Here is a 26,300-nt window from a genome sequence, read left to right as displayed (position 1 = left end):
AAGATAATACATCTCGCACAGAAAATTTTGAGTTGCAGCAATGCAACTTTAGGGGAGGATTTTCGATGATTGACATTCTCGACAGGGTACGCAACAAAGAACTGCAGTCCAGGATTGTAACTGCTGAAGAGGCAGCTGCTTTTATTAAGCCTGGCATGAATGTTGGTACCTCCGGCTTCACACCATCAGGTTACCCAAAGGCTGTTCCAATGGCTTTGGCTGCTCGCATGGAAAAGGAGCATTTCAAGATTAACCTTTGGACCGGCGCTTCTACCGGTGATGAAGAGGACGGATGTCTTGCAAGAGCTGATGGTATTGCTTTCCGCATGCCATATCAGACAAACAAGGATATGCGTAACGCTATCAATAGCGGTAAGATTGAGTATGCTGACCTGCATCTGTCCGAGTCCGCACAGCTGGCTCGTTACGGATATTTGGGCGGCAAGATTGATGTGGCTATCGTAGAGGCTTGTGCCATTACTGAAGAAGGTAACATTATTCCTACTACTTCCATGGGTAATACTGCATCCTATGTTCAGACTGCAGATGTAGTTATTGTAGAAGTTAACACTTCTCAGCCATTGGAGCTGGAGGGTATGCATGATGTATATGTTCCTCTCGATCCACCAAATCGTCTTCCAATTCCTGTTGTTAAGCCTAATGACAGAATTGGTACTCCTTATATTCCTTGTTCTCCAGACAAGATCAAGTACATCGTACCTTGTGATATTACTGACAAGGTTCGTCCACTTGGTGAAATCGATGAGAACTCCCGCAAAATGTCCCAGAACTTTATCGAATTGCTCCATGCAGAGGTAAAGGCTGGTCGCATGCCTAAGAACCTGCTGCCATTGCAGTCTGGTGTAGGCGCTGTTGCTAATGCTGTTATTAGCGGATTCGTTGAGTCTGATCTGAAGGATCTCTCAGTTTATACTGAGGTTATCCAGGATGGTATGTTTGACCTGATTGATGCAGGAAAGCTGAATTTTGCATCAGGCACCTCTCTCTCCCCATCCCCAGAAGGTTTGAAGCGTTTCTATGCTAATATCAAGGAATACAGAAAGCATATTGTGCTTCGTCCACAGGAGATAGCAAATAGCCCAGAGGTTGCACGTCGTATCGGTGTAATCGCCATGAACACCGCCATCGAGGCAGATATTTATGGCAACATCAACTCTACCCATATCATGGGTACCAAGATGATGAATGGTATCGGTGGTTCCGGTGATTTCGCCCGCAACGCTTACCTGACTGTATTCTTTACTGTATCTACTGCAAAGGATGGCAAGATTTCTTCCATCGTTCCTATGGTTTCTCATGTTGACCATACTGAGCATGATGTAGATATCATTGTTACTGAGCAGGGTCTGGCTGACCTTCGCGGCTTGTCTCCACGTCAGCGCGCAAAGGTTATTATTGAGAACTGCGCTCATCCAGACTTCAAGCCTATGCTGATGGATTATTATGAAAGAGCATTAGCAGAAACCAAGAGTGCTCATACTCCACACATTTTACATGAGGCACTTTCTTGGCATGAAAGATTTATGAAAACAGGCACAATGAAGAAATAATAGGAGGATATTTCACTATGAGCAATGAAAAGATTCAGGCTGGTTTAGATAAATATAATGCCAGCGTAGAAAAAGCTACTGCAAAATTCCCAGAGCGTCCAAACCTGCCAGAGCAGCGTCTGTACACTCCACTTGATATCAAGGACACTGACTATGCTGATGAAATCGGTTTCCCTGGAATGTATCCTTATACCCGTGGTGTACAGCCTACTATGTATCGTGGTCGTTTCTGGACCATGCGTATGTATGCTGGTTTCTCTACTGCAGCTGAATCCAATAAGCGCTATCGTTATCTGATTGAGTCCGGTGCTACTGGTCTCTCCTGCGCATTTGACCTTCCTACTCAGATTGGTTACGACTCTGATGACCCTATTTCTGAGGGTGAGGTTGGTAAGGTAGGCGTTGCTATCGACTCTCTGGCTGATATGGAAGTCCTATTCGACCAGATTGACCTTGGCAAGGTTTCCACTTCCATGACTATCAACGCTCCTGCATCTGTACTGCTTTCCATGTACATTGCAGTTGCTGAGAAGCAGGGCGTTCCTGCTGATCAGCTGAAGGGTACTATTCAGAATGATATTCTGAAGGAGTATGCTGCACGTGGTACTTATATCTTCCCTCCACGTCCTTCCATGCGTCTGATTACCAACATCTTTGAGTATTGCTCCAAGAATGTTCCAAAATGGAATACCATTTCCATTTCCGGTTACCATATTCGTGAGGCAGGATCTACTGCTTCCCAGGAAATCGCATTCACCATTGCAGATGGTATCGCATACTGCGAGGCTGCTATCAAGGCCGGCCTCCATATCGATGATTTTGCTGGTCGTCTTTCCTTCTTCTGGAATGCCCACAACAACGTACTTGAGGAAGTTGCCAAGTTCCGTGCTTCCCGTCGTGTATGGGCCAAGGTTATGAAGGAGCGTTTCCACGCTGAGAAGCCTAAATCCATGATGCTTCGCGTACATACCCAGACTGCAGGTTCCATGCTGACTGCTCAGCAGCCTAACAACAACATTATCCGTGTTGCTCTCCAGACTGCTGCTGCTGTTATGGGTGGTACCCAGTCCCTCCATACCAACTCCCGTGATGAGGCTTTGGCACTTCCTACCGAGGAGTCTGTAATGATCGCTCTCCGTACTCAGCAGATTGTTGCTTATGAGTCCGGTCTGGCTGACGTAATCGATCCATTGGCTGGTTCCTACTATGTAGAGGCCCTCACCAACAAGATTGAGAAGGAAGCTTGGGAATACATCAAGAAGATTGATGAAATCGGCGGTGCTGTTGCAGCTATCGAGAAGGGCTATATCCAGAAGGAAATCCAGGATTCCGCTTACAAGTGGCAGATGGATGTTGAGTCCGGTGCAAAGACCATCGTTGGTGTTAACAAGTTCCAGATTGAAGAAGAGCCACCTAAGGGCCTGCTGAAGGTTGATGCTTCTGTAGGTGTTGCACAGTGCAAGCGCCTGGCTGAGATGAAGGCTAAGCGTGACAACGATGCTGTTAAGTCCGCATTGGCTGATCTGAAGAAGGCTTGTCAGGATGAGAACGAGAACCTCATGCCTCATATTCTTAACGCTGTTCGCACCTATGCAACTCTCGGTGAGATTTGCGGCGTAATGCGTGAAGTATTTGGTGAGTATGAAGCTCATGTAAATCTTTAATTGGAGGTAATTGAGAAATGGCTAAAGTTAGAGTATTAGTAGCAAAACCAGGCCTTGATGGCCATGACCGCGGTGCAAAGGTTGTTGCCAGAGCACTCCGTGATGCAGGCTTTGAGGTTATTTATACCGGTCTTCGTCAGACTCCTGAGCAGATTGCTGAGGCAGCTTTGCAGGAGGACGTTAATGTTGTGGCTATGTCCATCCTTTCTGGTGCGCATCCACATCTCTTCCCTAAAGTTGTAAACCTGCTTCGTGAGAAGGGCATGGACGATGTTCTTATCATTGGCGGCGGTGTTATTCCTGAGACTGATATCCCAGCTCTTAAGGAAGCTGGCATTGCCGAGGTATTTACTCCAGGTACCCCAACCGGCGATATTGTTGACTTTATTAAAGCTAACGTAAAATAAGTTTTTATACAGCAGAGATGACGGCTGCTTCGGCGGCTGTCATCTTATTGCTGGTAACGGTGGTGCATAGATGGACATTGTAGAAGAGCTTTTAAAGGGGAATAGGCTGGCTTTATCCCGTGCGATTACAGCCATCGAAAATGAGTATGATGAAGCTATGGATATTATGAAAAAGCTTTATCCTCATACGGGCCACGCTTTTGTCCTGGGTATTACCGGCCCTCCGGGTGCCGGCAAGAGTACACTTACTGACAAGCTGGCCAGGGCTTACAGAGCACAGGGGAAGACAGTTGGTATTATCGCCATTGACCCTACCAGCCCATTTACTGGCGGTGCTATCTTGGGTGACCGCATCAGAATGAATGGTCTGACCATGGACGAGGGAGTTTTCATTCGCAGTATGGGAACCCGTGGAAGTCTTGGTGGACTTTCTCATAAGACAGCTGATGCAGTCAAAGCCATGGATGCCTTCGGTAAGGACATTATCTTCGTTGAAACTGTTGGTGTTGGACAGTCCGAGGTAGATATTGTCAAGGCGGCTGATACAACAATGGTTGTGTTGATTCCTGGCATGGGTGATGACATTCAGGCCATTAAGGCAGGTATCCTTGAAATTGGTGATGTGTTCACCATTAACAAGGCTGACCATGACGGAGCTGACAAGCTGGTTCGCGAAATGAACATGATGCTTGATTTGGACGGCTTAATGACAGATTGGCGTCCGCCTATCCAGAAGGTAATTGCCAGCCAGAATGAGGGCATTACCGAAACAATTGAAAATATTGAAAAGCATTTTAAGTATATCTCTGAAAACGGAATATTGGCCAAACGCCGTACAGAGCGTTCCAAGAACGAGATGCTGGATGTGCTTCATAGCAATATAGGTTCTTATATTACCAACAAGCTGGTTGAAACTGGCAAGATGGATGAATATGTAGAGCAGATTAAGGCTAGGGAGACTGATCCTTATACGGTTGTCAGTAATGTGATGAAGGATATGCTTAAGTAAGTGTGAATAAAAGATTTAGGGGGAAAACAAAAATGGCATTCAAGATTTTAGGCGTTGACCACATTGGTATTGCATGCAAGGATTTACAGGAGGGCAAGGACCTCTGGACCACCATTGGTCTGGCTTGCACTGGTGAAGAAACTGTTGCAGAGCAGAAGGTTACTACTACCTTCCATCCAACTCCAAACGGTTCCGAGATTGAGCTGTTGGTTGGTACTGCTGATGACAGCCCTATTGCCAAGTTCATCGAGAAGAACGGCGGCCGTGGCGGCATCCAGCACATCGCTCTCCGCGTTGATGATCTTCCTGCTGCAATTGCTGACCTTCAGGAGAAGGGCATTGTTATGATTGACAAGGCTCCTCGCAAGGGTGCTGGCGGCGCTGACATCGCTTTTGTTCATCCAAAATCTGCTGGTGGCGTTCTGCTCGAACTTTGTCAGCACGAGGACCGTTAATCACATAAGAAATACAGCCACTTGTGGCTGATTAGGAGGCAAAAAATGGCTACAGTTCAGGAAAAAATTGAACTTATGAAGGAAAAGAAGGCTCACATTGAGCTTGGTGGCGGCGAGGCCCGTATTGCCAAGCAGCACGAGAAGGGCAAGATGACTGCCCGTGAGCGTCTTGAGCTCCTCTTTGATGAGGATTCTTTCACAGAACTGGATGCTTTTGTAAAGCATCGTTGTACAAACTTTGGTCAGGAGAAGAAGGATCTTCCTGCAGAGGGCGTTGTAACCGGTTATGGTACTGTTGATGGCCGTCTGGTTTATGCCTTTGCCCAGGACTTCACCGTAGAGGGTGGTTCTCTTGGTGAAATGCACGCAAAGAAGATCTGGAAGGTTCAGGATCTGGCAATGAAGATGGGTGCTCCTTGCATCGGTATCAATGATTCCGGCGGTGCCCGTATTCAGGAGGCTGTTGACGCTCTCTCCGGTTATGCTGGTATCTTCTACCGCAATACCGCAGCTTCAGGAGTTATTCCTCAGATTTCTGTAATCATGGGACCATGTGCAGGCGGTGCTGTATATTCCCCAGCTATCACTGACTTCATCTACATGGTAGATAAGACCTCCCAGATGTTCATAACTGGCCCTGCAGTTATTAAGTCCGTAACTTATGAGGAAGTTACTGCTGAGGCCCTTGGCGGTGCTATGACTCACAACACCAAGTCTGGTGTTGCTCACTTCGTGGCAGCCGATGAGAAGGACTGCATTGAGCAGATCCGTTATCTCTTAAGCTATCTGCCAAGCAATAACATGGAGAATGCTCCAATGTTTGACACTGGTGATGATCCGGACCGTATGGACGACAGCTTGAACACCGTTATTCCAGATGACCCTAACCAGCCTTATGATATGAAGGATATCATTGCTGCAATAGTTGATAACGGCGAGTTCTATGAAGTTCATCAGCATTTTGCTACCAACATCATTACCTGCTTTGCACGTTTTGATGGCCGTAGTGTAGGTATCATTGCAAATCAGCCTAAGGTTATGGGCGGCTGCCTTGATATTGATGCTTCTGATAAGTCTGCTCGTTTCATTCGTTTCTGTGACGCATTCAACATTCCTCTTGTAAATCTGGTTGACGTACCGGGCTTCCTGCCAGGCGTTGGTCAGGAGCATGGCGGTATTATCCGTCATGGTGCAAAGATGCTGTATGCATACAGTGAAGCAACTGTTCCAAAGATTACTGTTATTACCCGTAAGGCTTATGGCGGTTCCTACATCGCTATGTGCTGCCGCGAATTGGGCGCTGACCAGGTTATGGCTTGGCCTACTTCCGAAATCGCAGTTATGGGTCCTGCAGGTGCTGCAAACATTATCTTTAAGCGTGATGAGCCAGATGTTAAGGCTCAGCACACCCAGGATTATGTTGATGAGTTTGCAACCCCTTACAAGGCTGCAGAGCGCGGTTATGCTGATATGGTTATTGAGCCTGTTGAAACCCGCCCTCGTATCATCACTGCACTGAATGCCTGCGCTTGCAAGCGTGAGGCTATGCCTGCCAAGAAGCACGGCAACATTCCACTTTAATTCAGAAGAAATACTTAAATTTGGAGGAAAGATTAAATGAAAAAGTTCAATATCAAAGTTAATGGTACCGCTTATGAGGTTGAGGTTGAGGAAGTAAAGGGCGCAGCTCCTGCAAAGTCTGCTGCTCCAAAGGCTGCACCAGCTGCTCCTAAGGCAGCTCCTGCTCCAGCTGCTGCACCTGCACCAGCTCCAGCTAAGGCTGCTGTAGCAGCAGGCGCTGGCGAGACTGCAGTTTCCGCTCCAATGCCTGGTAAGGTTCTGAAGGTTGTTGCTGGCGAAGGCACTGCTGTTAAGTCCGGCGATACTGTAATCATCCTCGAGGCTATGAAGATGCAGAACGAGATTCCTGCACCATGCGATGGTACTGTTAAGGCTGTTAACGTATCCGAGGGCTCCACTGTATCCGCTGGCGAGGCTATGGTTATCATCGGCTAATAAGCTGACGGGTATCTTTACGTAAATAAAATGGGCGTCTCTGAAATTATTCGGAGACGCCTGTTTCTTTTTATCTGTTTTTCATCGAGGTGGATGAATCCTTTGGAGCAACAAGTGATATAAAAAGAGGATTTTTATCTTATGGTGTAGAAGATAAAAAAGGTATTTGAATCCCTGTTGTTTGGGGAAAAGAGATGGAGGTAACAATATGGCAAAAAGTATTTGTGAGGTACTGGGGATAAAGTATCCGATAATTCAGGGTGGTATGGCCTGGATTTCTGATGCCAACATGGCTGCGGCTGTGTCCAATGCAGGGGGAGCCGGAATTATTTCCTGTGGTGGTCGTACCACAGAGTATGTAAGAGATGAAATTCGTAAGGCAAAGACACTTACAGGTAAACCTTTCGGTGTAAATATTATGCTGATGGCACCAAATAAGGATGAAATTCTGGAGGTTATCTGCCAGGAACAGCCAGCCTTTGTAACTCTGGGGGCAGGCAATCCGGTGCCATTTGTGGGGCCACTGCATAATGCAGGTATCAAGGTTATTCCTGTGGTGCCAAATGTTAAATTGGCCAAGCGGCTGGAACAGAATAATGCGGATGCCATTGTAGTAGAAGGTATGGAGGCCGGCGGCCATATTGGCGTGCTTACTACCATGGCTCTAATGACCCAGGTAATTCCGGAAGTAAATATTCCGGTGGTAATGGCCGGAGGTATCGCAGATGGCCGTGGTATTGCCGCAGCACTTCTTATGGGAGCAGCTGGCGTGCAGATGGGAACCAGATTCCTTGTGGCTGAGGAGTGCCCGGTTCACCCGAATTTCAAACAGAAGCTTATCGATGCTGTTGATACGGACACCATCGTAACGGGGCAGACCATAAAGAGCGCTGTACGTGGTCTCAAAAATAAATTCTCCGAGGAATACCAGGCACTGGAATTTTCCGGAAAGGCCACCAAGGAGGAGCTCCTTAAGCTGGCTACAGGCACCAATAAGCTGGCAGCCGTGGATGGCGATATGGAAAAGGGTATGATTCAGGCCGGCCAGAGCCTGACTCCAATAAAGAAAATTGAGCCAATGGCCGCTATCATAGAAAATCTGGTGGCAGAGGCAAGGGAGACCTTGAAAAATGCCCAGAAGATAGAAATTTGATTGGGTAAGTAAAAGATAAAAGTTAAATAAAAAGACGCTTGGGGCTGTGGCAGATACCACAGTTCCAAGCGTCTTAATTTTTTGTTATATTAAACTTCAGACAAATTGGGCTCTCTGATGGGCTTAATTACTGCTCAACAACGCTGTTGAGGCCCTCCATGAGCTTGTCAATATCGATGCCGTGGGCAGATGCACCCTGCTCGATGTTCTCGAAGTGTGCGGCAGCACAGCCGATGCAGCCCATGCCGCTCTCCATGAAAACAGGAACGGTATCAGGATATTTAGTAACAACCTCCATGATGGACATGTCCTTTGTAATAGTCATATATAACAACCTCCTTAATAATAATTATTAATTACACTCCACGATTATAACATAAATAAGAAAAATTTCCTAATATAATGTGGGAAAAATAAAATGATTGCGGTATAATGTAGTGGTGGTATTAATATGGAGGGAAATTATGGTTAATATTGATGAGTATATTCAAAAATATAGATTGGTTATAGTGGCAGGAATTATTCTTTTGGCTGTTGGTCTGATAGCTTTTATAGGCAAGAAGGAAGAGCCTGTGGTGCATCAGTTAGCTAAGACAGAGGATCATAGAGGAGTTACGGTTCTAAATTATCATAAAATTGACAATACATTTCATTCCCTCTCAGTTAGACCGGAAGATTTTGAAAAGCAAATGAAGTGGTTAAGCCAGCACGGTTATCATACTATTACACCTGATCAGCTGTACGAGTTTGTGACAAATGGTGCGGAGCTTCCGGATAATCCGGTCATGATAACATTCGATGACGGTTATGTTGACAACTATAAGAATGCATATCCCATAATGAAAAAGTATGGCTTTGTTGGTACCATTTTTGTAGTTACCACCTATTTGGAAAAGTATCCAAATTATCTTACCTGGAGTCAGGCAAGGGAACTGGAAGACAATGGGTTTTCTATTGAGTCACATACAGCTACTCATAAGTCCATGACTGAGGCCAGTGACGATCAGATTATGGAGGAGCTGACGAAATCCAAAGCAATGCTAAAGGAGAAGCTGGGAAAGGATTCCTGCTTCATTGCATATCCGACTGGGACTTATAACCTCCATATTGCGCAGTTAGTGAAGAATGCAGGCTATAAGGCCGGATTTACCATTAAGTATGATGCGGTCAACCGCAATAGTAATGTTTATGCTCTTGAGAGGGTACCTATATTTCATACAGAAGATACCAATAAGGACTTTTTGGAAAGAGTTTTATATCTCCCACTTATGAATAAGGATGGATGGATTAAAAAATAAATAATGTGTTTTAACGCCTTTGGCTTCATGCTGAAGGTGTTTTTTCTTTTATAAATTAAATCTTCTCAAACTGCCTGGAACGGGCTTCTAGGACATTTTTCCTTTTTTTTAATTTTTTGAAAATTTTGGCGGCAAAATTCATTAAAAAGTGGAAAAAAGTGGGGGATTGTGGTAGACTATGACTACAAGGTGGTGATGAAGGATGTTAATGGGCGAATATAACCATTCGCTGGATGCGAAGGGCCGAGTTATTTTACCGGCTGATTTTCGCAGTGAATTAGGCGAATCCTTCATTATTACCAAGGGATTGGATAACTGCTTGTTCATCTATCCTCAGTCTGAATGGGAGCAGCTTTCAGTAAAGCTTCGTCAACTACCTTTAGCAAAAACTGAAGCTCGCGCCTTTGTGCGTTTCTTCTTTTCAGGTGCCCGTCAGGTTGAGCTTGATAAACAGGGAAGATTCCTGATTCCTGCCACCCTCCGTGAGCATGCTTCCCTTAAGAAAGATGCTATACTTATCGGCGTTTCCAATCGTATTGAAGTTTGGAGCAAGGATGAATGGCTTAAGTACAATGAAGAAATTACTCCATCTGTTTCTGCTATAGCTGAAACCTTGGCAGAATTGGGAATATGAGGTAACAAATGAGTGAGAAATTTCATCATGTAAGCGTGATGCCGGAGGAAACAGTTGACGGACTGGTAACAAACCTGTCCGGAACCTATGTGGACTGTACCTTGGGTGGTGCCGGCCATTCCCGGATGATTGCTGATAAGCTGAATGAAGATGGCAGATTGATAGGTATTGACCAGGACACTTCAGCCATAGAAGCTGCAACTAAGCGGTTGACTGGAGTAAAGTGTCGCGTTAATATAGTAAAGGCGAATTTTTCCGGTCTGGAGACAATCCTTCAGGAGCAGGATGCAGAGTCAATCGACGGTATCCTCTTTGATTTGGGGGTATCATCTCATCAGCTGGATACAGCAGAAAGAGGCTTTTCCTACATGCAGGATGCCCCTTTGGACATGAGGATGAATCAGCAGGCGGATTTTTCTGCCTATGATGTTATCAACAAGTATGACTTGGATGCGCTTTGCCGTATCTTTAAGGAATATGGCGAAGAAAGATGGTATAAGAGAATAGCACAGTTCATCGTGGAGGCAAGAAAAACAGGGCCTATCAAAACCACAGGTGAGCTGGTGGATATAATAAAAAAGGCGGTTCCGGCTGCAGTGAGAAATGCCAAGGGAGGCCATCCTGCCAAGCGCATTTTTCAGGCAGTTAGAATAGAGGTTAATAACGAGCTGGGGATTCTTGAAGAAGCTTTCCGTACTGCAGTTAAGCATTTAAAGCCAGGCGGCAGAATAGCAATTATTACCTTCCATTCCCTTGAGGACAGAATTGCCAAGAACGTACTTAAGGAAATGTCAAGCAGATGTATTTGTCCGCCATCTCTTCCAGTTTGTGTATGCAACCATAAGCCAGAGATTAAGCTTCTTGTGAAAGCTGCTGTGGCTTCAGACAATGAACTGGAACAGAATTCAAGAGCTAAAAGCGCTAAGCTGCGGATAGCGGAGAAATTGGATTGACACCTAGTAAATAAGCACTGAAAGGAGGTTACTTGTGTGCTTGCCCGTCAATTAATTGAAGAAGAGTACTTTGAGGAACTTCCCCAGGAACAGCAAAGGATTATACGACGTAAAATTGTAAGGCGTAACGTACAGAAGGACCCTCGTCGTAAAAAGGCAGTTTGCTTTTTAGTTGTAAGTGCACTTATTTATGGTTTAATCTTATGGTTTAGCAGCTGTCTGGCAAGTGAAGTGTACGAAGTCGGTCGTATTCAGGCTGAAGCTAGTGCCCTGGAGAAAAGCAACGAAACACTCAGAGTAGAAAACGCAAAGTTAAAGTCTCATTCCCGTATCAAGGAAATTGCTGTGAATCAGTTGGGGATGACTGTACCACAGGAAAATTATTTTGCAGGGAATCAGGCGAAGCATTAAAAGGACTAATAGGCATAGTGAAAAGGGACTTGCGATAAGCAGTCCCTTTTCTATTGCAAAAAATGGGGAGTTTATTTTTAGTTGCACGGTATGGGTTGCGGCGTTATAATAAATTAGTTGTGTTATGACATAAATTAGGAGGAAATTCTAATGGAAAAAACATTGGGTTCACTGGCGGCACTTATTGAGGGTTCTGAGATTTTTGGCAGCAGTGAGACTGTAATTAAAAATATAGAGCATGATTCCAGAAAGGCTGTTGAAGGTACCCTTTTTGTATGTATGGTGGGGGCCCATGTGGATGGCCACGACTTTATTCCCCAAGCTCAGGAGAAGGGGGCTGTAGCCATTATTACAGATAATGAGAACGCCTTTATGCCTGTGGGGATGGATGTACTGCTGGTACCGGACCTGAAGGAAGCCCTTAAGGTCATCGTGCCATTTTTTTATGATTACCCGGCCCAGCGCATGCGCGTAATCGGCATCACCGGTACCAACGGCAAGACCTCCATCAGCTATATGATACGGGCGATGCTCCGTAAGATGGGCTTCAGGGTGGGACTTATCGGCACCATTCAGATTATGATAGAGGATGAGGTGCTGCCAATTCACAATACCACCCCTGATGTGGTGGAGCTTCAGCATACCATGCACATGATGCTGGAGAAGAACATGGATTACGTGGTTATGGAAGTATCCTCCCATGCCCTTGATCAGGACAGGGTTGCCGGGGTGGAATTCGATACTGTGGTATTCACCAATCTAACCCAGGATCATCTGGACTACCATAAGACACTGGAAAACTACAAGCTGGCCAAGGCAAAGCTGTTCGAAATGGTCAGCAGCCCTTCCAATGTTAAGAATGGCAAGACTGCCATTGTAAACATTGATGATGAGGCTGGAAAATTTATGCTGGATCACGCTGACTGCCGTCATATTACCTATGGCATTGAAAATGAGGCCTCCTTAAAGGCTGAAAATATTCAGGTTCTGGCCAGTGGTGCCAAGTTCGATATTAAGCAGCAATTTGGTTCTCTGCCACTGGATTTGAAGATTACAGGCATCTTTAACGTGTATAACGTAATGGCGGCTGCGGGAGCTGCCATGGCTGAGGGAGTGCCACTTCCGTTTATTAAGGCTGCCCTGGAGGAGTTCAGCGGCGTGCCGGGCCGTTTTGAGCTGGTTCGTGGCGGTCAGGACTTTGCTGTAATCGTGGATTATGCCCATACTCCTGACGGACTGGAAAATATTCTCCACACCGCCCGCAAGATTTGCGACAACCGTATTATTACAGTATTTGGCTGTGGCGGTGACCGTGATCGCACAAAGCGTCCAATAATGGGACGTATTGCCGCGGAGCTTTCTGATATTATCGTTGCCACCTCAGATAATCCACGTACTGAGGACCCTTCCTTTATCCTCAGCCAGGTTGTAGAGGGAGTTGAGCAGGCGGCCGGCAATAAGCAGCATGAGGCTATTATTGACAGACGTGAGGCTATCTTCAGAGCCGTGGAAATTGCCAAGAAGGGTGACATTGTGGTAATTGCCGGCAAGGGTCATGAGGATTACCAGATTCTCAAGGATAAGACGATTCATTTTGACGATAAAGAGGTGGCTGCAGAGGCCATCAAAGCGAAAATGGGAGAATAATTATGCCTGAGTTTTCTTTAAAGGATATAGAAACTGCCTTAAATGGTGCAGAAATACTGGAGCATGGCAAGGAGCTCTTTTCTGAAATTATTACTGATACCCGCAAAATCATTCCGGGCTGTTTGTTTATAGCCCTGAAGGGAGAGCGTTTCAATGGCGAGACCTTCGCTGAGGAGGCTTTGAAGCTGGGGGCAAATGGTGTTCTTGTCAGCAATGAATACCAGATGCCACAGACAGAGCTTGGGGGTACCGTTATAAAGGCTGCCACTGATACCCAGAGGGCATATCAGGAACTGGCTCATTTTTGGCGCATGAAGTTTGATATTCCTGTGGTATGCATTACCGGCTCCAATGGCAAGACAACCACCAAGGACCTTACGGCTTCCGTGCTGTCGGCCAAGTTCCCGGTTTTAAAGACCCAGGCAAATTACAATAATGAAGTTGGCCTTCCTATGACTCTCCTCAACATGAATGAGACTCATAGGGCGGCAGTGGTGGAAATCGGTATGCGGGGGCTTGGCCAGATTGCGGCTTTAGCACCGATAGCGGCTCCCACCATCGGTATTGTTACAAATGTGGGGGAAACCCACATGGAGCTTCTGGGCTCCATGGAAAATATTGCCAAGGCCAAGGCTGAGCTGGTGGAGGCTATTCCCTCCGGCGGAACTGTTATTTTGAATAATGACAATGAATATACAGCTGCCATGAAGGATAAGTGCAATGGCGGTGTAAAGGTTATTACCTTTGGCATTGACAATGAGGCAGATATAAAGGCCTTTGATGTGGAGGGCGGCCTTAACAGCACAACCTTTAAGTGCCGTTTGGGCACCAACGGTCCTGTTGGGGACTTTGAGCTTCCGATGGTGGGCCGTCACAATGTTTCCAATGCCTTGGCGGCTATTGCGGCAGGCTATGCTTTGGGAATGGATGCTTCTGATATTCAGAGGGGCCTTAATGGTCTGGAAATGACCGGCATGCGTTTTGAGGCAAAGCGTATAGGTCAGTACAATATTATAAATGACGCTTATAATGCCAGCCCTATGTCCATGGAGGCGGCTATCAATACGTTGGGCGAAATAACAAAGGGCCGTCGTATTGCTGTACTGGGAGACATGCTGGAGCTGGGGGATGTATCTGTGACAGCTCATCAGAAGGTGGGCCGTCAGGTGGCAGAAAGTGGTGCTGTGGCTTTGGTGGCATTTGGCCCAATGGGCAGGGAAATCGTCCGAGGTGCCACGGAGGCCGGTATGGAAAATGTATTCCATGTGGACAGCCATGAGGCGGCTGCGGCAAAGCTGAAGGAGCTGCTTCAGCCGGAAGATACGGTGCTCTTTAAGGGTTCCCGGGGCATGAAGATGGAAGCGATTATTGATCTTATTTAAAGAAACAGGATAGTTTTAGTTGAATTATTTGGAGGCTTTTACAATATTATGTTGGAATTTACAATAGCAGGCACCGCCATTGTCCTGCCTATGAGTGCAGCCTTTGCGCTGGCCTTAAGCTTTATTCTGGTGTTGGGGGCCGGCCCTTGGCTGATACCTCAGCTGCACAAGCTGAAGTTTGGGCAGGCCATTCGCGAGGAAGGTCCCCAGAGTCATCAGGCCAAAAGCGGAACTCCTACTATGGGCGGTATGATGATTGTTCTGGGGCTGGTGCTTTCAACTCTGGTATTTGCAGATCATACTGTGGAAATTTTGCTTGCATTGTTTGTGATTTTGGGACATTTTGCCCTGGGCTTTCTTGACGACTACATAAAGGTGGTAAGGAAGCATAATGAGGGCCTGAAGCCACGTCAGAAGCTGCTGGGACAGATTATAATGGCAGCTTTGGTGGCAGTGTTTGGTGGACTTCCCACTGACCTTTGGGTGCCATTTGTTGGCAGCATAGATTTGGGCTACGGCTTTTATGCCCTGCTGTTTTTCGTTATGGTGGGGGCCACCAATGCAGTAAACCTCACCGATGGTCTTGATGGCTTGGCCTCTGGTACCGTGGTTGTGGCGGCATTTTTCTATATGCTGGTATGCTTGGCAATGGGAAAAGCAGATTTGGCTATTCTTTGCGCAGCCACCATTGGTGCCTGTCTGGGATTTTTGAAGTTCAATTATCACCCTGCCAAAATTTTCATGGGAGATACTGGATCACTTGCTTTGGGCGGCGTTATGGCGGCCCTTGGCATTCTGACCCATACGGAAATTTTGCTGGCAGTTATCGGCTTTATATTTGTTTGTGAGGCCCTGTCTGTTATAATTCAGGTTATTTCCTTTAAAACCACTGGGAAAAGAGTATTTTTGATGAGTCCTATTCATCATCATTTTGAGCTGAAGGGCTGGAGCGAGGTTCGTGTTGTATGGACCTTCTGGTCTGTGGGGGCTGTTGCAGGGGCTTTGGGCCTGGCATTGTATATTTTTGGAAAAATATCCTAAATATCGGTAATTATAGGAGATGTGAGAAATGGAGTTCATGGGAAAAAAGGTGTTGGTTATTGGTGCGGGCATCAGCGGCAATGCCGTGGCCAAGATTGCCAAGAATATGGGCGCGGAGGTTACCCTTAGCGATTCCAAGGCTGAGGCTGATATCAGCTATAATATGCAGGAACTTCGGGACGCTGGCATAAACCTGGTGTTTGGAAAACAGGAGCCAAGTCTTCTTGACGGGGTGGATATGGTTATTCTTTCCCCGGCTGTGCCCGTCCGCATTCCTGTGGTTCAGGAGGCATACAAGCGCAATATTCCTGTTACCACCGAGGTGGAAGTGGCTTATAATTTGGCAAAATCCCCAATTTTGGCCGTAACCGGCACAAATGGCAAGACCACCACCGTAAGCCTTCTCGGCCAGCTGATGCGTACCAGATATCCAAATGCAGGGGTAGGGGGCAATATTGGCATTCCCCTTTGTGAGGAGGTCCTTAAGGCCGGCGAGGGGAGCTGTATTGTAGCAGAGATTTCCAGCTATCAAATGGAGGCCTCCGAAAACTTCAATCCCCATGTGGCTGTGGTATTAAATGTAACTCCTGACCATGTGGTTCGCCACGGCAGCCTTGAGGTATATCAGGCCATGAAGGAGAAAATGTTTAAAAACCAGGGGCCGGATGATTATCTGGTGCTTAATTATGATGATGAAAAGACCCGTGATATGGCCAAACGTGCCAAGGGCAAGGTGTTCTTCTTCAGCCGCAGGGAAATCCTCAAGGAGGGTGCCTTCGTTAACGATGGCTGGCTTACCATTTCCTGGAACGGCCAGACCTGTAAGCTGTGCCGCACTGATGAACTGAAAATAAAGGGCGGTCACAATATCGAAAATGCCCTGGCAGCTGCTGCAGCGGCATACTTGGGCGGTGCGCGCCTGCCTAAAATAGGGGAGAGCCTTAAGTCCTTTAAGCCAGTGGAGCATCGCATTGAGCCGGTGGCCACTGTAAATGGAGTTCCATACTTCAATGATTCCAAGGCCACCAATACGGACTCTGCAATAAAGGCATTGCAGAGCTTTGAGGGACATCTCATCCTCATTGCCGGCGGCGACGACAAGCATACTGATCTCAGTGAGTTTATGGCATTGGTGAAGGAGCGTGTGGATGAGCTGATTCTCGTGGGTGACGCTGCTGCCCGCTTTAAGGAAAATGCCATTGCATCGGGCTACAGTCCGGAGCACATCCATGAGGCAGGCTATTCCATGGAAAAGGCTGTGGAAATTGCCCATAATATTGGGGGTATTCCTCAGACTGTACTCCTTTCCCCGGCCTGTGCATCCTTTGATATGTTTTCCGGCTTTGAGGAGCGCGGTCGTGAATTCAAGCGTTTGGTAAAGGAATTACTTAAATGAAAATAATCGTATCCGGCGGTGGTACAGGAGGGCATATTTATCCCGCTGTAACCATCATACGGGCATTGCAGAAAAGAATAGATAATCTGGAGGTCCTTTATGTGGGAACCAGCAAAGGGCTGGAGGCCGATATTGTTCCCAAGGAAGGATTTCCATTTAAAACCGTGGATTTGCAGGGGTTCAAAAGAAGTCTGAGCCCGGTCAATTTGATTCGGGCCGTTAAAGCCATAAAGGGCGTGGGCAAGGCAGCGGGAATAGTCCGCTCCTTCAAGCCCGATGTGGTTATTGGTACCGGCGGCTACGTTTGCGGTCCCGTGCTGATGGCAGCAAGCCTTATGGGGATACCGACGCTTATTCAGGAGCAAAATGTGGTTCCCGGCATTACCAACAAAATTTTATCCAATTTTGTTTCCAGAATTGCCACCGGGGCCATTGAAGCCAATAAGCATTTCCCCCAGGACAAGGTGATTTTTACCGGCAATCCCATTCGCAATGAGGTGGTAAATACCCAGCGGGAGCCAGGTTACAGCACCTTTGAGCTGGACCCGTCCAAGAAAACAGTGCTGGTGTCCGGAGGCAGCCGTGGGGCCAGAAGCATTAATCGTGCCATGGTGGGGGTGCTTAAGCATTTTGCCGGCAGCAAGCGGGTCCAGATCCTTCACGCCACCGGCAAGGCAGAGCATGAGGACATTTTAAGGCGCATTGCCGAGGCAGGGGTGGATTTGGATAAGTTTTCCAATCTGAGGGTGTATCCATATCTGTACAATATGCCTCAGGCCATGGCAGTGGCAGATCTGGCTGTGTTCCGGGCTGGTGCCACCGGACTGGCAGAGCTTACCGCCAAGGGGATTCCGGCGGTGCTGATTCCATACCCTTATGCGGCGGAAAATCATCAGGAGTATAATGCCCGTGCCATAGAAAAGGCCGGGGCTGCAAAGGTTATTCTCAACAAGGATATCAGTGCGGAAATATTGATTTCCACCATTGAGGAGCTGCTGGCAGATGACCGCAAACTGCAGGAGATGGCTGAAAGAAGCCATAATCTTGGTCATCCGGAGGCAGCGGATACCATTGCGGAAATGATTTTAGAGTTAGCCCGCAACAAACAAAAATAATTTTTTGAAGGGAAGTATTATAGTGCTTACAGGCATTAAGAAGGTTCATTTTGTAGGTATTGGCGGTGCCGGCATGAGCGCGCTGGCCAAGATTTTGGTGGAAAAGGGATATACTGTTTCCGGCTCAGATGTTAAGGAGTCCGTTATGACTGGCGTCCTCCGTGATTTGGGTGCCAAGGTTTTCATCGGTCAGCGTGCAGAGAATGTTCAGGACACAGAGGCGATTGTTGTTTCCAGTGCCATTCGTGAAGAAAATCCTGAGGTGGTGGAGGCAAAGCGTCTTGGGCTGAAGCGTCTTCACCGCTCCGATGTAAACGCATTTCTCATCAATAATTCCAAGGGCATTGCCGTAGCCGGTGCCCATGGCAAAACCACAACCACCTCCATGCTGGGTGTCTCACTGGATTATGAGGGGGTATCACCAAGCATTATTATCGGCGGCGAGGTGGACTACCTTGGCAGCAATGCCAAACTGGGCAAAAGTGATTATCTGGTATCTGAGGCCGATGAAAGCGATGGTACCTTCCTGAAATATTATCCATACATTGGCATTGTCACCAATGTGGAAAATGATCACATGGACCATTACGGTACCATGGAAAATATTATTAAAGCTTTTACCCAGTTTTTGAACCAGATCCGTGAGAATGGCTGGGGCGTTGTGTGCTTCGATAACGAAAATATCAGAAATATTGTCAAAAATGTTAACCGCAAAATCGTATCCTATGCCATTGACCATGAGGCGGATTACATGGCTGCCAATATTAAGGCAGATGCCAGAGGTACTTCCTTTGACGTTATGCATAATGGTGAGAATCTGGGCACAGTAAAGCTGAATGTTCCGGGACGTCATAATGTGCTCAATGCAATGGCCTGCGTGGTAACCGGTATTACCATGGGCCAGACAGTGGCCCAGATGGCCGAGGGCCTTACCATGTTTAACGGGGCAAAGCGCCGTTTCCAGACCAAGGGCAAGGCTCATGGTGTATGGGTAGTGGATGATTACGCCCACCACCCTACGGAGATTGCCACCACCTTAAAGGCTGCCCGCCAGACCCAGCCAAAGCGACTGGTGTGTGCCTTCCAGCCACATCGTTACAGCCGTACCCAGCTTTTGCAAAAGGAATATGGCAGCTGCTTTGAGGGGGCTGACCTTCTGGTGCTTACTGATGTGTATTCTGCCGGGGAGGACCCTATTCCGGGGGTTGATGGAGAGCTTCTGGTAAAGGAAGTGGCTCAGCAGACTGGTCAGAAGACTGTGTATATCCAGGATAAGAAGGATATTGCCGCCTATCTCAAGTCCATTGCCCAGGAGGGTGATCTCATTATGACCATGGGGGCAGGGGACATCGTTAAGTGTGGCGAAGAACTGGTAGAACTTTTAAAATAATATCGCTTAGATAGAATGAGTGGGAGTTATTAACAAGAATGAGTAAGAAAATTGTAGTTGTAATGGGTGGGCCATCCAGCGAGGGGGAGGTATCCCGCCGCAGTGGTACTGCTATTTTAAACGCCTTAAAATCCAAGAATTATAACGCCGTGGGCCTGGAACTGGTTCCGGAGACCTTTGTGGACGAAATCAGGGAAATGAAGGCAGATTTTGTATTCAATGCCCTTCATGGCAAGTTTGGCGAGGACGGCATTATTCAGGGCACTCTGGAAATGCTGGGTATTCCGTATACCAGCTCCGGGGTTTGTGCTGCTGCGGTTACCATGGACAAGGTGGCCACCAAGCGTTTTTTCCAGGCTGGTGACGTGCCTACTCCAAGGTCTCACACCTATTTCCGCTTTGAGCATAAGCAGCGGGATTTGGCCAAAGAGATTCAGGAGGAATTTGATATTCCCGTAGTTGTAAAGGCTGCTGCCCAGGGCTCCAGCATAGGTGTGGTTATTGTTAGAGAAGCCAAGGATCTGAAGGAGGCCCTTAATGAGGCCTTTAAGTATGATAACGCCGTTCTGGTGGAGGAATATATCAAGGGCCGTGAGCTCACTGTGGCTGTTTACGGCAATGAGGAAAAGCAGGAGGTACTGCCAATTATTGAGATTACCACCTCTGAGGGCTGGTATGATTACGTAAACAAGTACAAGGTGGGCGCTTCCCAGCATATTATCCCGGCACCAATAAGTGATGAGCTTACGGAGGAAATCAAGAATATTGCCAAGCGTGCCTTTGCAGTATGCGGCTGTTGTGGTGTAGCCCGTGTAGATTTTATGCTCAGTGAGGATAATAAGCCTTATGCCATCGAGGTAAATACCGTACCGGGCATGACAGAAACCTCTTTGGTTCCTGATGCCGGCCGTGCTGCGGGACTGGAATTCCCTGAGCTCTGCCAGAAAATACTGTATATGGCTGGTTTTGAGGACTGAGAATAATGAACTTTGACGACATGGATAATGCCGATAACAAGGAAATAATTGACAATACAATGGAATATAAACCGCTGATAGCAGGGGAATCTATCAGGGCGGAAAATGATGAAAACATTACCGCAGAATCCATAGATAATACTGTAATCAGAGGAAATGTGGGCAAATCGGCAAGGCAGGAAGCCAATGGCCAGCCCAAGCGCAAAATCATCACTCGTCGAGGTTTGATTCGGGTGTTGGGGCTTTTGGCTGCTTTTTTGGCGTTTATAGCCATTGCACTGTCCCCGGTGTTTGTGCTGAAACATGTAAATATTCACGGCAATGTCTACCTTAGTGAGGAGGAGATCGTTCGGATATCCGGCATAAATATGGGAGAAAATCTCTTTCAGCTGGCCACGGATGAAATCATGCAGACCATGGCCAAGGATATTCGCATTGATCAGGCAATTGTGAAACGCAAATTTCCGGATTCCTTGGATATTCAAGTGGTGGAGCGTGTTCCGTTGGCTATCATAAAATGTGATTATGGCTATCTGGAGGTCGGCCGGGGTGGCATTGTTCTGGATGCACACAGGACCCTGGCCCAGATTCCTGTACCAATTGTCAGCGGGGTGGAGGTGGCTGATCTCTTCGTAGGAGATACTGTGGAGAATGAGCAGCTTTCAAAGGTTCTGGCCTATCTGGACAAGCTGAGCCATGATACAGCCATTGGCATTGCAGAGATAAATATTGCTGATCCTGCCAATGTGACAGTGTATATGAACCGTTCCGTGCAGCTGAAGATGGGGCATATTGACAGCCTTCAGAAAAAGCTGGATATTACGGAAAGTGTCAATCGCGAGGTTAAGCAGGCAAAGCATCCTATTGAGTATGTGGATGCCAGATTTGATGGTTCCTATTCCATTAAGCTAAAGGAATAGTCGGTATAGGAGGAGAAAAATGCATTTTGAGAAAGGGCGATTGTCTATTGCCTGCGTTTGCATGGTTCTAGGATTTATGCTGGTTATCCAGTTTAGGAGTACAGAGGACATAAGGGCTTCCCAGCCAACCCAGCGTGTGGAAGAGCTGGCGGCCAGACTTCATCAGGCCGAGGCAGAAAATCAGGCCTTGGAGGCTGAAAACCGTGATTTGAAGGGTATGTCCGGCGATGCCAAATCAGAGAAAATTACAGATGATATTATGATGATTTCCGGCATGACTCCGCTGGAGGGGCCGGGGATCGTTATTACCATTGATGACAGTGCCAAGAAGGCCAAGGTGGAAAATGACCCAAATCTTTATCTGGTTCATGATGAGGATATTTTAAAGGTCGTGAATGAACTTAGGGCCGCAGGAGCAGAGGCTTTGTCCATCAATGGCCAGCGATTGACGGCAAATTCTGAGATTCGTTGCGCCGGACCAACTATTTCCGTGAATAATGTTCGTTCAGCACCTCCTTTTGAAATAAGAGCTATAGGTGACAAGGATAATTTGACAAATGCCATTAATATGCGCGGCGGTGTGGCAGATTCCCTGAAGGTATGGGGCATCAGCCTGAACATTCAGCCAATGGACAACGTGTGGATTCCGGCGTATAAGGCGACGGCCAAATACAAGCTGGCAAACAGGTCAAGCAAAGAGGAGGAGACAAAATGATTTACGCAGTAGTGGGCCTCCTTATTGGCGGAGCCTTGGGCTTTTTGGTTCCATTTGGCATTCCCGCAGGCTATTCCAGCCTCTTTTCTGTTGCCCTAATGGCCTGCCTGGATTCAGTATTCGGCGGTATTAAGGCTGCCTGCAGCGGCAATTTTGATGACAAGATTTTTATTTCCGGATTTTTCACAAATTCTTTAATGGCTGCATTCTTGGTATATGTGGGTGACAGGCTGGGAATTGATTTATATTTTGTTGCTCTGTTAGCTTTTGGCTTAAGAATTTTTAATAACCTTGGGTTTATCCGCCAGCATTTGCTTAAAAAGCATTAATTTCGGATGATCAAACTATGGATTTTATAATTGATAAATGGTATAATGTTCCATGTATGATTATGTAAATAATATTTCTGAGTTAAAGTATATACGTGGGGGTTTTTTGAGTGCCAATAGAGTTTGACAATTTTGATGATTATGATGACAAGGCCGTAATTAAGGTTGTTGGTGTCGGCGGTGGCGGCAGCAATGCTGTAAATTGCATGGTTAATGCAGGTGTCAAGGGCGTTGAGTTTATTGCCGTAAACACTGATTCCCAGGCATTGCAGCAGTCTTTGGCTTCTACCCGTATTCAGATAGGCGGAAAGGCTACCCGCGGTTTGGGTGCCGGTGCCCGCCCTGAGGTTGGTGCCAAGGCGGCTGAGGAAAACCGTGAGGAAATTTTGGAAGCACTGCAGGGTGCTGACATGGTATTTATCGCAGCTGGTATGGGCGGCGGTACCGGTACTGGTGCAGCTCCGGTGGTGGCAGAGTGTGCCAAGCAGGTTGGCGCTCTTACCGTGGGTGTAGTAACCCGTCCGTTCTCCTATGAGGGCCGTATGCGTTCCAAGCGTGCTGAAGCTGGTGTAGAGGCACTGCGTCAGCGTGTTGATACCATCATTACCATTCCAAATGAGAAGGTTTTGAACATTATTGACAAGTCCACTTCCTTTATTGATGCGTTTAAGGAAGTAGATGATATTCTTCGCCAGGGTGTACAGAGCATTTCCGATCTTATCAACGAATCCGGCTATGTAAATCTGGATTTTGCCGATGTTGAGGCCGTTATGAGCAATGCAGGTCCTGCACTTATGGGTATCGGCGAGGCTTCCGGTGACAACGCTCCTATGGCTGCCCTTCGCGAGGCAGTTAACTCTCCATTGCTGGAGGTTTCTGTAAGTGGTGCAAGAGGCGTTATTATCAACTTTGTTGGTGAGACCTCCCACCTTAATATGATGGAGCTTAACGAGGCCAGCCAGAGCATTACTGCCGAGGCTCATCCGGATGCCAATATCATTTGGGGCGTTTCCGTGGATGACACCATGGGGGACACCATTCGCGTTACTGTTGTAGCCACCAACTTTGAATCCGAGCAGGCCAACCAGACTAACCAGGCCCAGACCATGGCAATGCCTAACGGAATTCGTCCACAGCAGCCTCAGAGTCAGCCATCTGGCATGAGAGTTCCGGTATTTGGCAATCAGGGTGCAAATGCAGCCAACATTGGCGTTCCAAAGCAGGATTTCTACAAGGCAAACGGAATTGATATTCCGGTGTGGATGCGCTCAAACAAATAATTAAGTTTAAATTGCAAGTCCTGCAAGGGTGTTTCATTTCCTTGCAGGATTTTTACTATGAAATCTTAGCGAATCGAATCTGAAAAGTGAAGATGCGCTCTAGATTTCGTGTTCTTTATTTTCGATTTTTCGTGTTTCTGAATCGATGGTGTATAGTATATGAAAAGATATTCAATGCTGCTCCTGACTTCCTTCCTTATGATTGCAGCCTCCATATTCTGTGCCCTTTATTTTACCAATAGCAGTGGCTATGACGACAGCCGTTTGCGGGGCAATATTGTGGTTTATACCACATTGCCGGCGGAGAATGTAACAGCCATGGCTGAGGTTTATGAGAAAAGCCATAAGGTTCGGGTTAATTTCGTTCCCATGACTGAGAAGGAACTGACAGAAAAGATCAAGGATACGGGGAAGGCTGATCTGATAATGACAGACAGCCGCGTATTGAGAAGGGCAGCCAGTGAAGGGTGGCTCCAGCCATATCTATCTGAGCATGGCGATGTGGTCAGTGACCGATTTAAGGACGGATTGGGCTTTTGGACAGGTCTGTGGTATGACCCGGTGGTATTTTGTATAAATACGGATTATATGCATCGTCTGCCTCATGTTCCGGCCTCCTGGAGGGAGCTGGGCCAATTGCAGAATTATCGTCTGGGTATTACTGATTTGATGGCTGCCGACAATGCTGCCAATATCTACATGTTTATGGTGGCCCAGAACGGGGAGGATAATGCCCTGAATTACATGAAACAGCTTCATCCCCATGTGGTGCAGTATGCCAAATATTTGTCAACCCCCGCCCGGATGACCGGCATGGGGGAGGCTGATATTTCCGTGGTAGTCCAGAGCGAGGCCCTGCGGTATATTGGAGACGGCTATCCATTGAAGATAATCTATCCCGAGGAGGGAACCGCATATACTCTTACGGGAATCGGGCTTCTCATAAATTGCCCCAACAGCGATAATGCCAAGGAATTTATTAATTGGATGCTGACGGATGAGCCTCAGCTGGCCATGATGAATAACGGCTTTTATTTCATGCCCGCCAATGGCTCCCTTGTGGCTGCCAAGCAGTTCGCTGGTAAAAATGTGGTTTTATATGACCAACTGGCAGATTATCTGGAAAAGGACCGCCGTCAGTTTTTGGACCGCTGGCTCAAGGAAGTCAGATTTGGTAGATAAAGCAGATTTCGTTAGGAGGTAAAGCTTGAAAGCAGGATTTGTTAGTCTTGGCTGTTCCAAAAATCTTGTGGACACAGAGGTTATGCTGGGTCTTATTAAGGAACGGCAGATTGAACTGGTAAATGATCCATCTGATGCTGATATTCTCATTGTTAATACATGTGCATTTATTCAGTCAGCAAAAGAGGAATCCATAAATACGATATTAAATATGGCCCAATACAAGGAGCCGGGGAAGGGCCATTGCAAGAGCCTTATTATTGCAGGCTGTCTTGGCCAGAGATATGGCCAGGAGCTTTTGGACGAGCTGCCGGAGGCAGATGGCATTATTGGTACCGAGGCCTGGGGCCGGGTTACTGAAGTAATTGACGAGACTCTGAAGGGAAACCGTGTGGTGGTAAAAGGGGACGAGACCATCTATGATGCCTCTGTGCCACGTATTCCCACTACTCCGAAGCATACGGCCTATATTAAAATTGCCGAGGGCTGCAACAATCGCTGCGCTTTCTGTGCCATTCCGCTGATTCGCGGCAAGTTCCGCAGCCGTAAGCTGGAGGATATTGTGGCGGAGGCAAAACAGCTGGCGGACACTGGAGTAAAGGAAATCGTGCTAATTGCCCAGGATACCACCAACTATGGCCATGATATATACGGTGCCCCCCGTTTGGCCCAGCTTTTAAAGGAGCTGTGCAAGGTGGAGGGCATTAAGTGGGTCAGGACCCTTTATAATTATCCACGGTTCCTTAATGACGAGCTTATTGAGGTGATGGCCTCTGAAGAAAAGATTGTCAAGTACGTGGATATTCCGTTGCAGCACGCCAGCAATGATGTGCTTAGAAAAATGCGCCGTCCGGATACCAAGGAGCAGATTGTGGCATTGCTGAAAAAGCTCCGTGAGCGGGTGCCGGGGGTGGTAATTCGTTCCACCTTTATTGTGGGCTTCCCTGGGGAGACTGATGAGCAGTTCCGGGAGCTGAAGGAATTTGTTCAGGAGCAGCGATTTGATCATGCGGGCTTCTTTACATATTCCAAGGAAGAGGATACTCCCGCCGCCACAATGGAGGACCAGATTGCTGAAGATGTTATGCAGGACAGATACCACGAGATTAAGGCCATTCAGAGCCTTATTTCCCAAGAGATTAACGAGTCACTGGTGGGAAAGGTGCTGGATGTAATGGTGGAGGGGCACACCGACGAAGGGATGCCTTACGGACGCTCCTATCGTCAGGCGGATGACGTGGATGATCTTGTATATATTGAAGGCGATACCACCAGCCAGGTGGGGGATATGGTGAAGGTTCGTATCCTTCAGGGGTTTACAGAGGATTTGGTGGGAGAATTGGCAGAGTGAGGGG

General features: G+C 47.2%; 26 protein-coding genes. 25 read left to right on the top strand and 1 reads right to left on the bottom strand.

From position 1 onward, the window contains the following. Nucleotides 1-65 precede the first annotated feature (65 nt). The 8 genes from T525_RS0101540 (at nt 66) to T525_RS0101505 (ending at nt 8,275) form a co-directional block, all read left to right on the top strand. Entirely contained in the window at nt 66-1,571 is a 1,506-nt protein-coding gene (locus tag T525_RS0101540; RefSeq protein ID WP_027405727.1) for an acetyl-CoA hydrolase/transferase family protein, read from the top strand. A 17-nt stretch (nt 1,572-1,588) separates the two neighbouring features. Then, nucleotides 1,589-3,235 (top strand): methylmalonyl-CoA mutase, encoded by a 1,647-nt coding sequence (locus T525_RS0101535; protein ID WP_027405726.1) that lies wholly within the window; start codon nt 1,589-1,591, stop codon nt 3,233-3,235. A gap of 17 nt (nt 3,236-3,252) precedes the next feature. Then, nucleotides 3,253-3,642 (top strand): cobalamin B12-binding domain-containing protein, encoded by a 390-nt coding sequence (locus T525_RS0101530; RefSeq protein ID WP_027396272.1) that lies wholly within the window; start codon nt 3,253-3,255, stop codon nt 3,640-3,642. 70 nt (nt 3,643-3,712) lie between these two features. Beyond that, complete coding sequence (meaB, locus tag T525_RS0101525) at nt 3,713-4,651, top strand: methylmalonyl Co-A mutase-associated GTPase MeaB (RefSeq protein ID WP_027405725.1); 939 nt, start codon at nt 3,713-3,715, stop codon at nt 4,649-4,651. Between the two features lie 32 nt (nt 4,652-4,683). Then, the gene (gene mce, locus T525_RS0101520) at nt 4,684-5,106 is read left to right on the top strand and encodes a methylmalonyl-CoA epimerase (RefSeq protein WP_027396274.1); all 423 of its coding nucleotides are present in this window, start codon (nt 4,684-4,686) and stop codon (nt 5,104-5,106) included. Between the two features lie 45 nt (nt 5,107-5,151). Continuing rightward, nucleotides 5,152-6,687, top strand: a complete 1,536-nt coding sequence (locus tag T525_RS0101515) for an acyl-CoA carboxylase subunit beta (RefSeq protein WP_027405724.1) — start codon at nt 5,152-5,154, stop codon at nt 6,685-6,687. A 36-nt stretch (nt 6,688-6,723) separates the two neighbouring features. Beyond that, nucleotides 6,724-7,122: a biotin/lipoyl-containing protein gene (locus T525_RS0101510; RefSeq protein WP_027405723.1), complete on the top strand. Its 399-nt coding sequence runs from the start codon at nt 6,724-6,726 to the stop codon at nt 7,120-7,122. A gap of 208 nt (nt 7,123-7,330) precedes the next feature. Continuing rightward, complete coding sequence (locus tag T525_RS0101505) at nt 7,331-8,275, top strand: nitronate monooxygenase (RefSeq protein WP_027405722.1); 945 nt, start codon at nt 7,331-7,333, stop codon at nt 8,273-8,275. Nucleotides 8,276-8,402: 127 nt separating this feature from the next. Here T525_RS0101505 and T525_RS0101500 read toward each other — a convergent pair whose 3' ends face one another. Next, nucleotides 8,403-8,600 (bottom strand): DUF1858 domain-containing protein, encoded by a 198-nt coding sequence (locus T525_RS0101500; protein WP_027405721.1) that lies wholly within the window; start codon nt 8,598-8,600, stop codon nt 8,403-8,405. A 139-nt stretch (nt 8,601-8,739) separates the two neighbouring features. On the opposite strand from T525_RS0101500, the gene T525_RS0101495 reads away from it, so the two are divergent. From T525_RS0101495 to rimO, 17 genes are all read left to right on the top strand, one after another. Beyond that, the gene (locus T525_RS0101495) at nt 8,740-9,573 is read left to right on the top strand and encodes a polysaccharide deacetylase family protein (RefSeq protein ID WP_037324767.1); all 834 of its coding nucleotides are present in this window, start codon (nt 8,740-8,742) and stop codon (nt 9,571-9,573) included. Nucleotides 9,574-9,775: 202 nt separating this feature from the next. Continuing rightward, nucleotides 9,776-10,207: a division/cell wall cluster transcriptional repressor MraZ gene (gene mraZ / locus T525_RS0101490; protein WP_027405719.1), complete on the top strand. Its 432-nt coding sequence runs from the start codon at nt 9,776-9,778 to the stop codon at nt 10,205-10,207. Between the two features lie 8 nt (nt 10,208-10,215). Then, a complete protein-coding gene (gene rsmH / locus T525_RS0101485; protein WP_027405718.1) occupies nt 10,216-11,160 on the top strand; it encodes a 16S rRNA (cytosine(1402)-N(4))-methyltransferase RsmH in 945 nt (314 codons plus the stop codon). A gap of 36 nt (nt 11,161-11,196) precedes the next feature. Further along, the gene (gene ftsL / locus T525_RS13865; RefSeq protein WP_037324762.1) at nt 11,197-11,571 is read left to right on the top strand and encodes a cell division protein FtsL; all 375 of its coding nucleotides are present in this window, start codon (nt 11,197-11,199) and stop codon (nt 11,569-11,571) included. 150 nt (nt 11,572-11,721) lie between these two features. After that, nucleotides 11,722-13,218, top strand: a complete 1,497-nt coding sequence (locus T525_RS0101475) for a UDP-N-acetylmuramoyl-L-alanyl-D-glutamate--2,6-diaminopimelate ligase (protein WP_027405717.1) — start codon at nt 11,722-11,724, stop codon at nt 13,216-13,218. A gap of 2 nt (nt 13,219-13,220) precedes the next feature. Continuing rightward, a complete protein-coding gene (gene murF, locus T525_RS0101470; protein ID WP_027405716.1) occupies nt 13,221-14,600 on the top strand; it encodes a UDP-N-acetylmuramoyl-tripeptide--D-alanyl-D-alanine ligase in 1,380 nt (459 codons plus the stop codon). Between the two features lie 48 nt (nt 14,601-14,648). Next, complete coding sequence (mraY, locus tag T525_RS0101465; RefSeq protein WP_369751924.1) at nt 14,649-15,641, top strand: phospho-N-acetylmuramoyl-pentapeptide-transferase; 993 nt, start codon at nt 14,649-14,651, stop codon at nt 15,639-15,641. A gap of 28 nt (nt 15,642-15,669) precedes the next feature. Continuing rightward, nucleotides 15,670-17,037: a UDP-N-acetylmuramoyl-L-alanine--D-glutamate ligase gene (gene murD / locus T525_RS0101460; RefSeq protein ID WP_027405714.1), complete on the top strand. Its 1,368-nt coding sequence runs from the start codon at nt 15,670-15,672 to the stop codon at nt 17,035-17,037. Then, nucleotides 17,034-18,152: an undecaprenyldiphospho-muramoylpentapeptide beta-N-acetylglucosaminyltransferase gene (murG, locus tag T525_RS0101455; RefSeq protein ID WP_027405713.1), complete on the top strand. Its 1,119-nt coding sequence runs from the start codon at nt 17,034-17,036 to the stop codon at nt 18,150-18,152. Before murD ends, murG begins: the two co-directional genes overlap by 4 nt. 22 nt (nt 18,153-18,174) lie before the next feature. Continuing rightward, nucleotides 18,175-19,542, top strand: a complete 1,368-nt coding sequence (gene murC / locus T525_RS0101450) for a UDP-N-acetylmuramate--L-alanine ligase (RefSeq protein ID WP_027405712.1) — start codon at nt 18,175-18,177, stop codon at nt 19,540-19,542. Between the two features lie 38 nt (nt 19,543-19,580). Further along, nucleotides 19,581-20,519, top strand: a complete 939-nt coding sequence (locus tag T525_RS0101445; protein WP_027405711.1) for a D-alanine--D-alanine ligase — start codon at nt 19,581-19,583, stop codon at nt 20,517-20,519. A 5-nt stretch (nt 20,520-20,524) separates the two neighbouring features. Further along, nucleotides 20,525-21,439: a cell division protein FtsQ/DivIB gene (locus T525_RS0101440; protein WP_027405710.1), complete on the top strand. Its 915-nt coding sequence runs from the start codon at nt 20,525-20,527 to the stop codon at nt 21,437-21,439. Nucleotides 21,440-21,458: 19 nt separating this feature from the next. Further along, the gene (locus tag T525_RS0101435) at nt 21,459-22,154 is read left to right on the top strand and encodes a DUF881 domain-containing protein (RefSeq protein ID WP_027405709.1); all 696 of its coding nucleotides are present in this window, start codon (nt 21,459-21,461) and stop codon (nt 22,152-22,154) included. Next, on the top strand, nt 22,151-22,483 hold the full coding sequence (locus T525_RS0101430) for a small basic family protein (RefSeq protein ID WP_027405708.1): 333 nt from the start codon (nt 22,151-22,153) through the stop codon (nt 22,481-22,483). The genes T525_RS0101435 and T525_RS0101430 overlap by 4 nt, the downstream gene beginning before the upstream one ends. 110 nt (nt 22,484-22,593) lie before the next feature. Then, nucleotides 22,594-23,763 carry a cell division protein FtsZ gene (ftsZ, locus tag T525_RS0101425; protein WP_027405707.1) on the top strand — a complete coding sequence of 390 codons (1,170 nt, stop codon included), beginning with the start codon at nt 22,594-22,596 and terminating at the stop codon, nt 23,761-23,763. Nucleotides 23,764-23,922: 159 nt separating this feature from the next. Beyond that, a complete protein-coding gene (locus tag T525_RS0101420; protein ID WP_027405706.1) occupies nt 23,923-24,945 on the top strand; it encodes an ABC transporter substrate-binding protein in 1,023 nt (340 codons plus the stop codon). 25 nt (nt 24,946-24,970) lie between these two features. Then, nucleotides 24,971-26,296, top strand: a complete 1,326-nt coding sequence (rimO, locus tag T525_RS0101415) for a 30S ribosomal protein S12 methylthiotransferase RimO (RefSeq protein ID WP_027405705.1) — start codon at nt 24,971-24,973, stop codon at nt 26,294-26,296. Nucleotides 26,297-26,300 lie beyond the last annotated feature (4 nt).

The organism is Anaerovibrio sp. RM50, from assembly GCF_000622005.1.
Classification (GTDB): Bacteria; Bacillota; Negativicutes; order Selenomonadales; family Selenomonadaceae; genus Anaerovibrio.
The sequence above is the reverse complement of the archived record's forward strand: the minus strand, read 5'-3'. Positions and strand labels throughout refer to the sequence as shown.

What these genes read in the sequence shown, in the direction of transcription:
- T525_RS0101440 (WP_027405710.1), top strand. Translation starts at nt 20,525, where the DNA reads ATGAACTTTGACGACATGGATAATGCCGATAACAAGGAAATAATTGAC.
- T525_RS0101530 (WP_027396272.1), top strand. Translation starts at nt 3,253, where the DNA reads ATGGCTAAAGTTAGAGTATTAGTAGCAAAACCAGGCCTTGATGGCCAT.
- T525_RS0101510 (WP_027405723.1), top strand. Translation starts at nt 6,724, where the DNA reads ATGAAAAAGTTCAATATCAAAGTTAATGGTACCGCTTATGAGGTTGAG.
- T525_RS0101505 (WP_027405722.1), top strand. Translation starts at nt 7,331, where the DNA reads ATGGCAAAAAGTATTTGTGAGGTACTGGGGATAAAGTATCCGATAATT.
- mraZ (WP_027405719.1), top strand. Translation starts at nt 9,776, where the DNA reads ATGTTAATGGGCGAATATAACCATTCGCTGGATGCGAAGGGCCGAGTT.
- T525_RS0101435 (WP_027405709.1), top strand. Translation starts at nt 21,459, where the DNA reads ATGCATTTTGAGAAAGGGCGATTGTCTATTGCCTGCGTTTGCATGGTT.
- T525_RS0101500 (WP_027405721.1), bottom strand. Translation starts at nt 8,600, where the DNA reads ATGACTATTACAAAGGACATGTCCATCATGGAGGTTGTTACTAAATAT.
- meaB (WP_027405725.1), top strand. Translation starts at nt 3,713, where the DNA reads ATGGACATTGTAGAAGAGCTTTTAAAGGGGAATAGGCTGGCTTTATCC.
- T525_RS0101445 (WP_027405711.1), top strand. Translation starts at nt 19,581, where the DNA reads ATGAGTAAGAAAATTGTAGTTGTAATGGGTGGGCCATCCAGCGAGGGG.
- T525_RS0101420 (WP_027405706.1), top strand. Translation starts at nt 23,923, where the DNA reads ATGAAAAGATATTCAATGCTGCTCCTGACTTCCTTCCTTATGATTGCA.
- T525_RS0101495 (WP_037324767.1), top strand. Translation starts at nt 8,740, where the DNA reads ATGGTTAATATTGATGAGTATATTCAAAAATATAGATTGGTTATAGTG.
- T525_RS0101535 (WP_027405726.1), top strand. Translation starts at nt 1,589, where the DNA reads ATGAGCAATGAAAAGATTCAGGCTGGTTTAGATAAATATAATGCCAGC.
- T525_RS0101515 (WP_027405724.1), top strand. Translation starts at nt 5,152, where the DNA reads ATGGCTACAGTTCAGGAAAAAATTGAACTTATGAAGGAAAAGAAGGCT.
- T525_RS0101540 (WP_027405727.1), top strand. Translation starts at nt 66, where the DNA reads ATGATTGACATTCTCGACAGGGTACGCAACAAAGAACTGCAGTCCAGG.
- T525_RS0101475 (WP_027405717.1), top strand. Translation starts at nt 11,722, where the DNA reads ATGGAAAAAACATTGGGTTCACTGGCGGCACTTATTGAGGGTTCTGAG.
- mraY (WP_369751924.1), top strand. Translation starts at nt 14,649, where the DNA reads ATGTTGGAATTTACAATAGCAGGCACCGCCATTGTCCTGCCTATGAGT.
- T525_RS0101430 (WP_027405708.1), top strand. Translation starts at nt 22,151, where the DNA reads ATGATTTACGCAGTAGTGGGCCTCCTTATTGGCGGAGCCTTGGGCTTT.
- murF (WP_027405716.1), top strand. Translation starts at nt 13,221, where the DNA reads ATGCCTGAGTTTTCTTTAAAGGATATAGAAACTGCCTTAAATGGTGCA.
- mce (WP_027396274.1), top strand. Translation starts at nt 4,684, where the DNA reads ATGGCATTCAAGATTTTAGGCGTTGACCACATTGGTATTGCATGCAAG.
- murG (WP_027405713.1), top strand. Translation starts at nt 17,034, where the DNA reads ATGAAAATAATCGTATCCGGCGGTGGTACAGGAGGGCATATTTATCCC.
- murD (WP_027405714.1), top strand. Translation starts at nt 15,670, where the DNA reads ATGGAGTTCATGGGAAAAAAGGTGTTGGTTATTGGTGCGGGCATCAGC.
- rsmH (WP_027405718.1), top strand. Translation starts at nt 10,216, where the DNA reads ATGAGTGAGAAATTTCATCATGTAAGCGTGATGCCGGAGGAAACAGTT.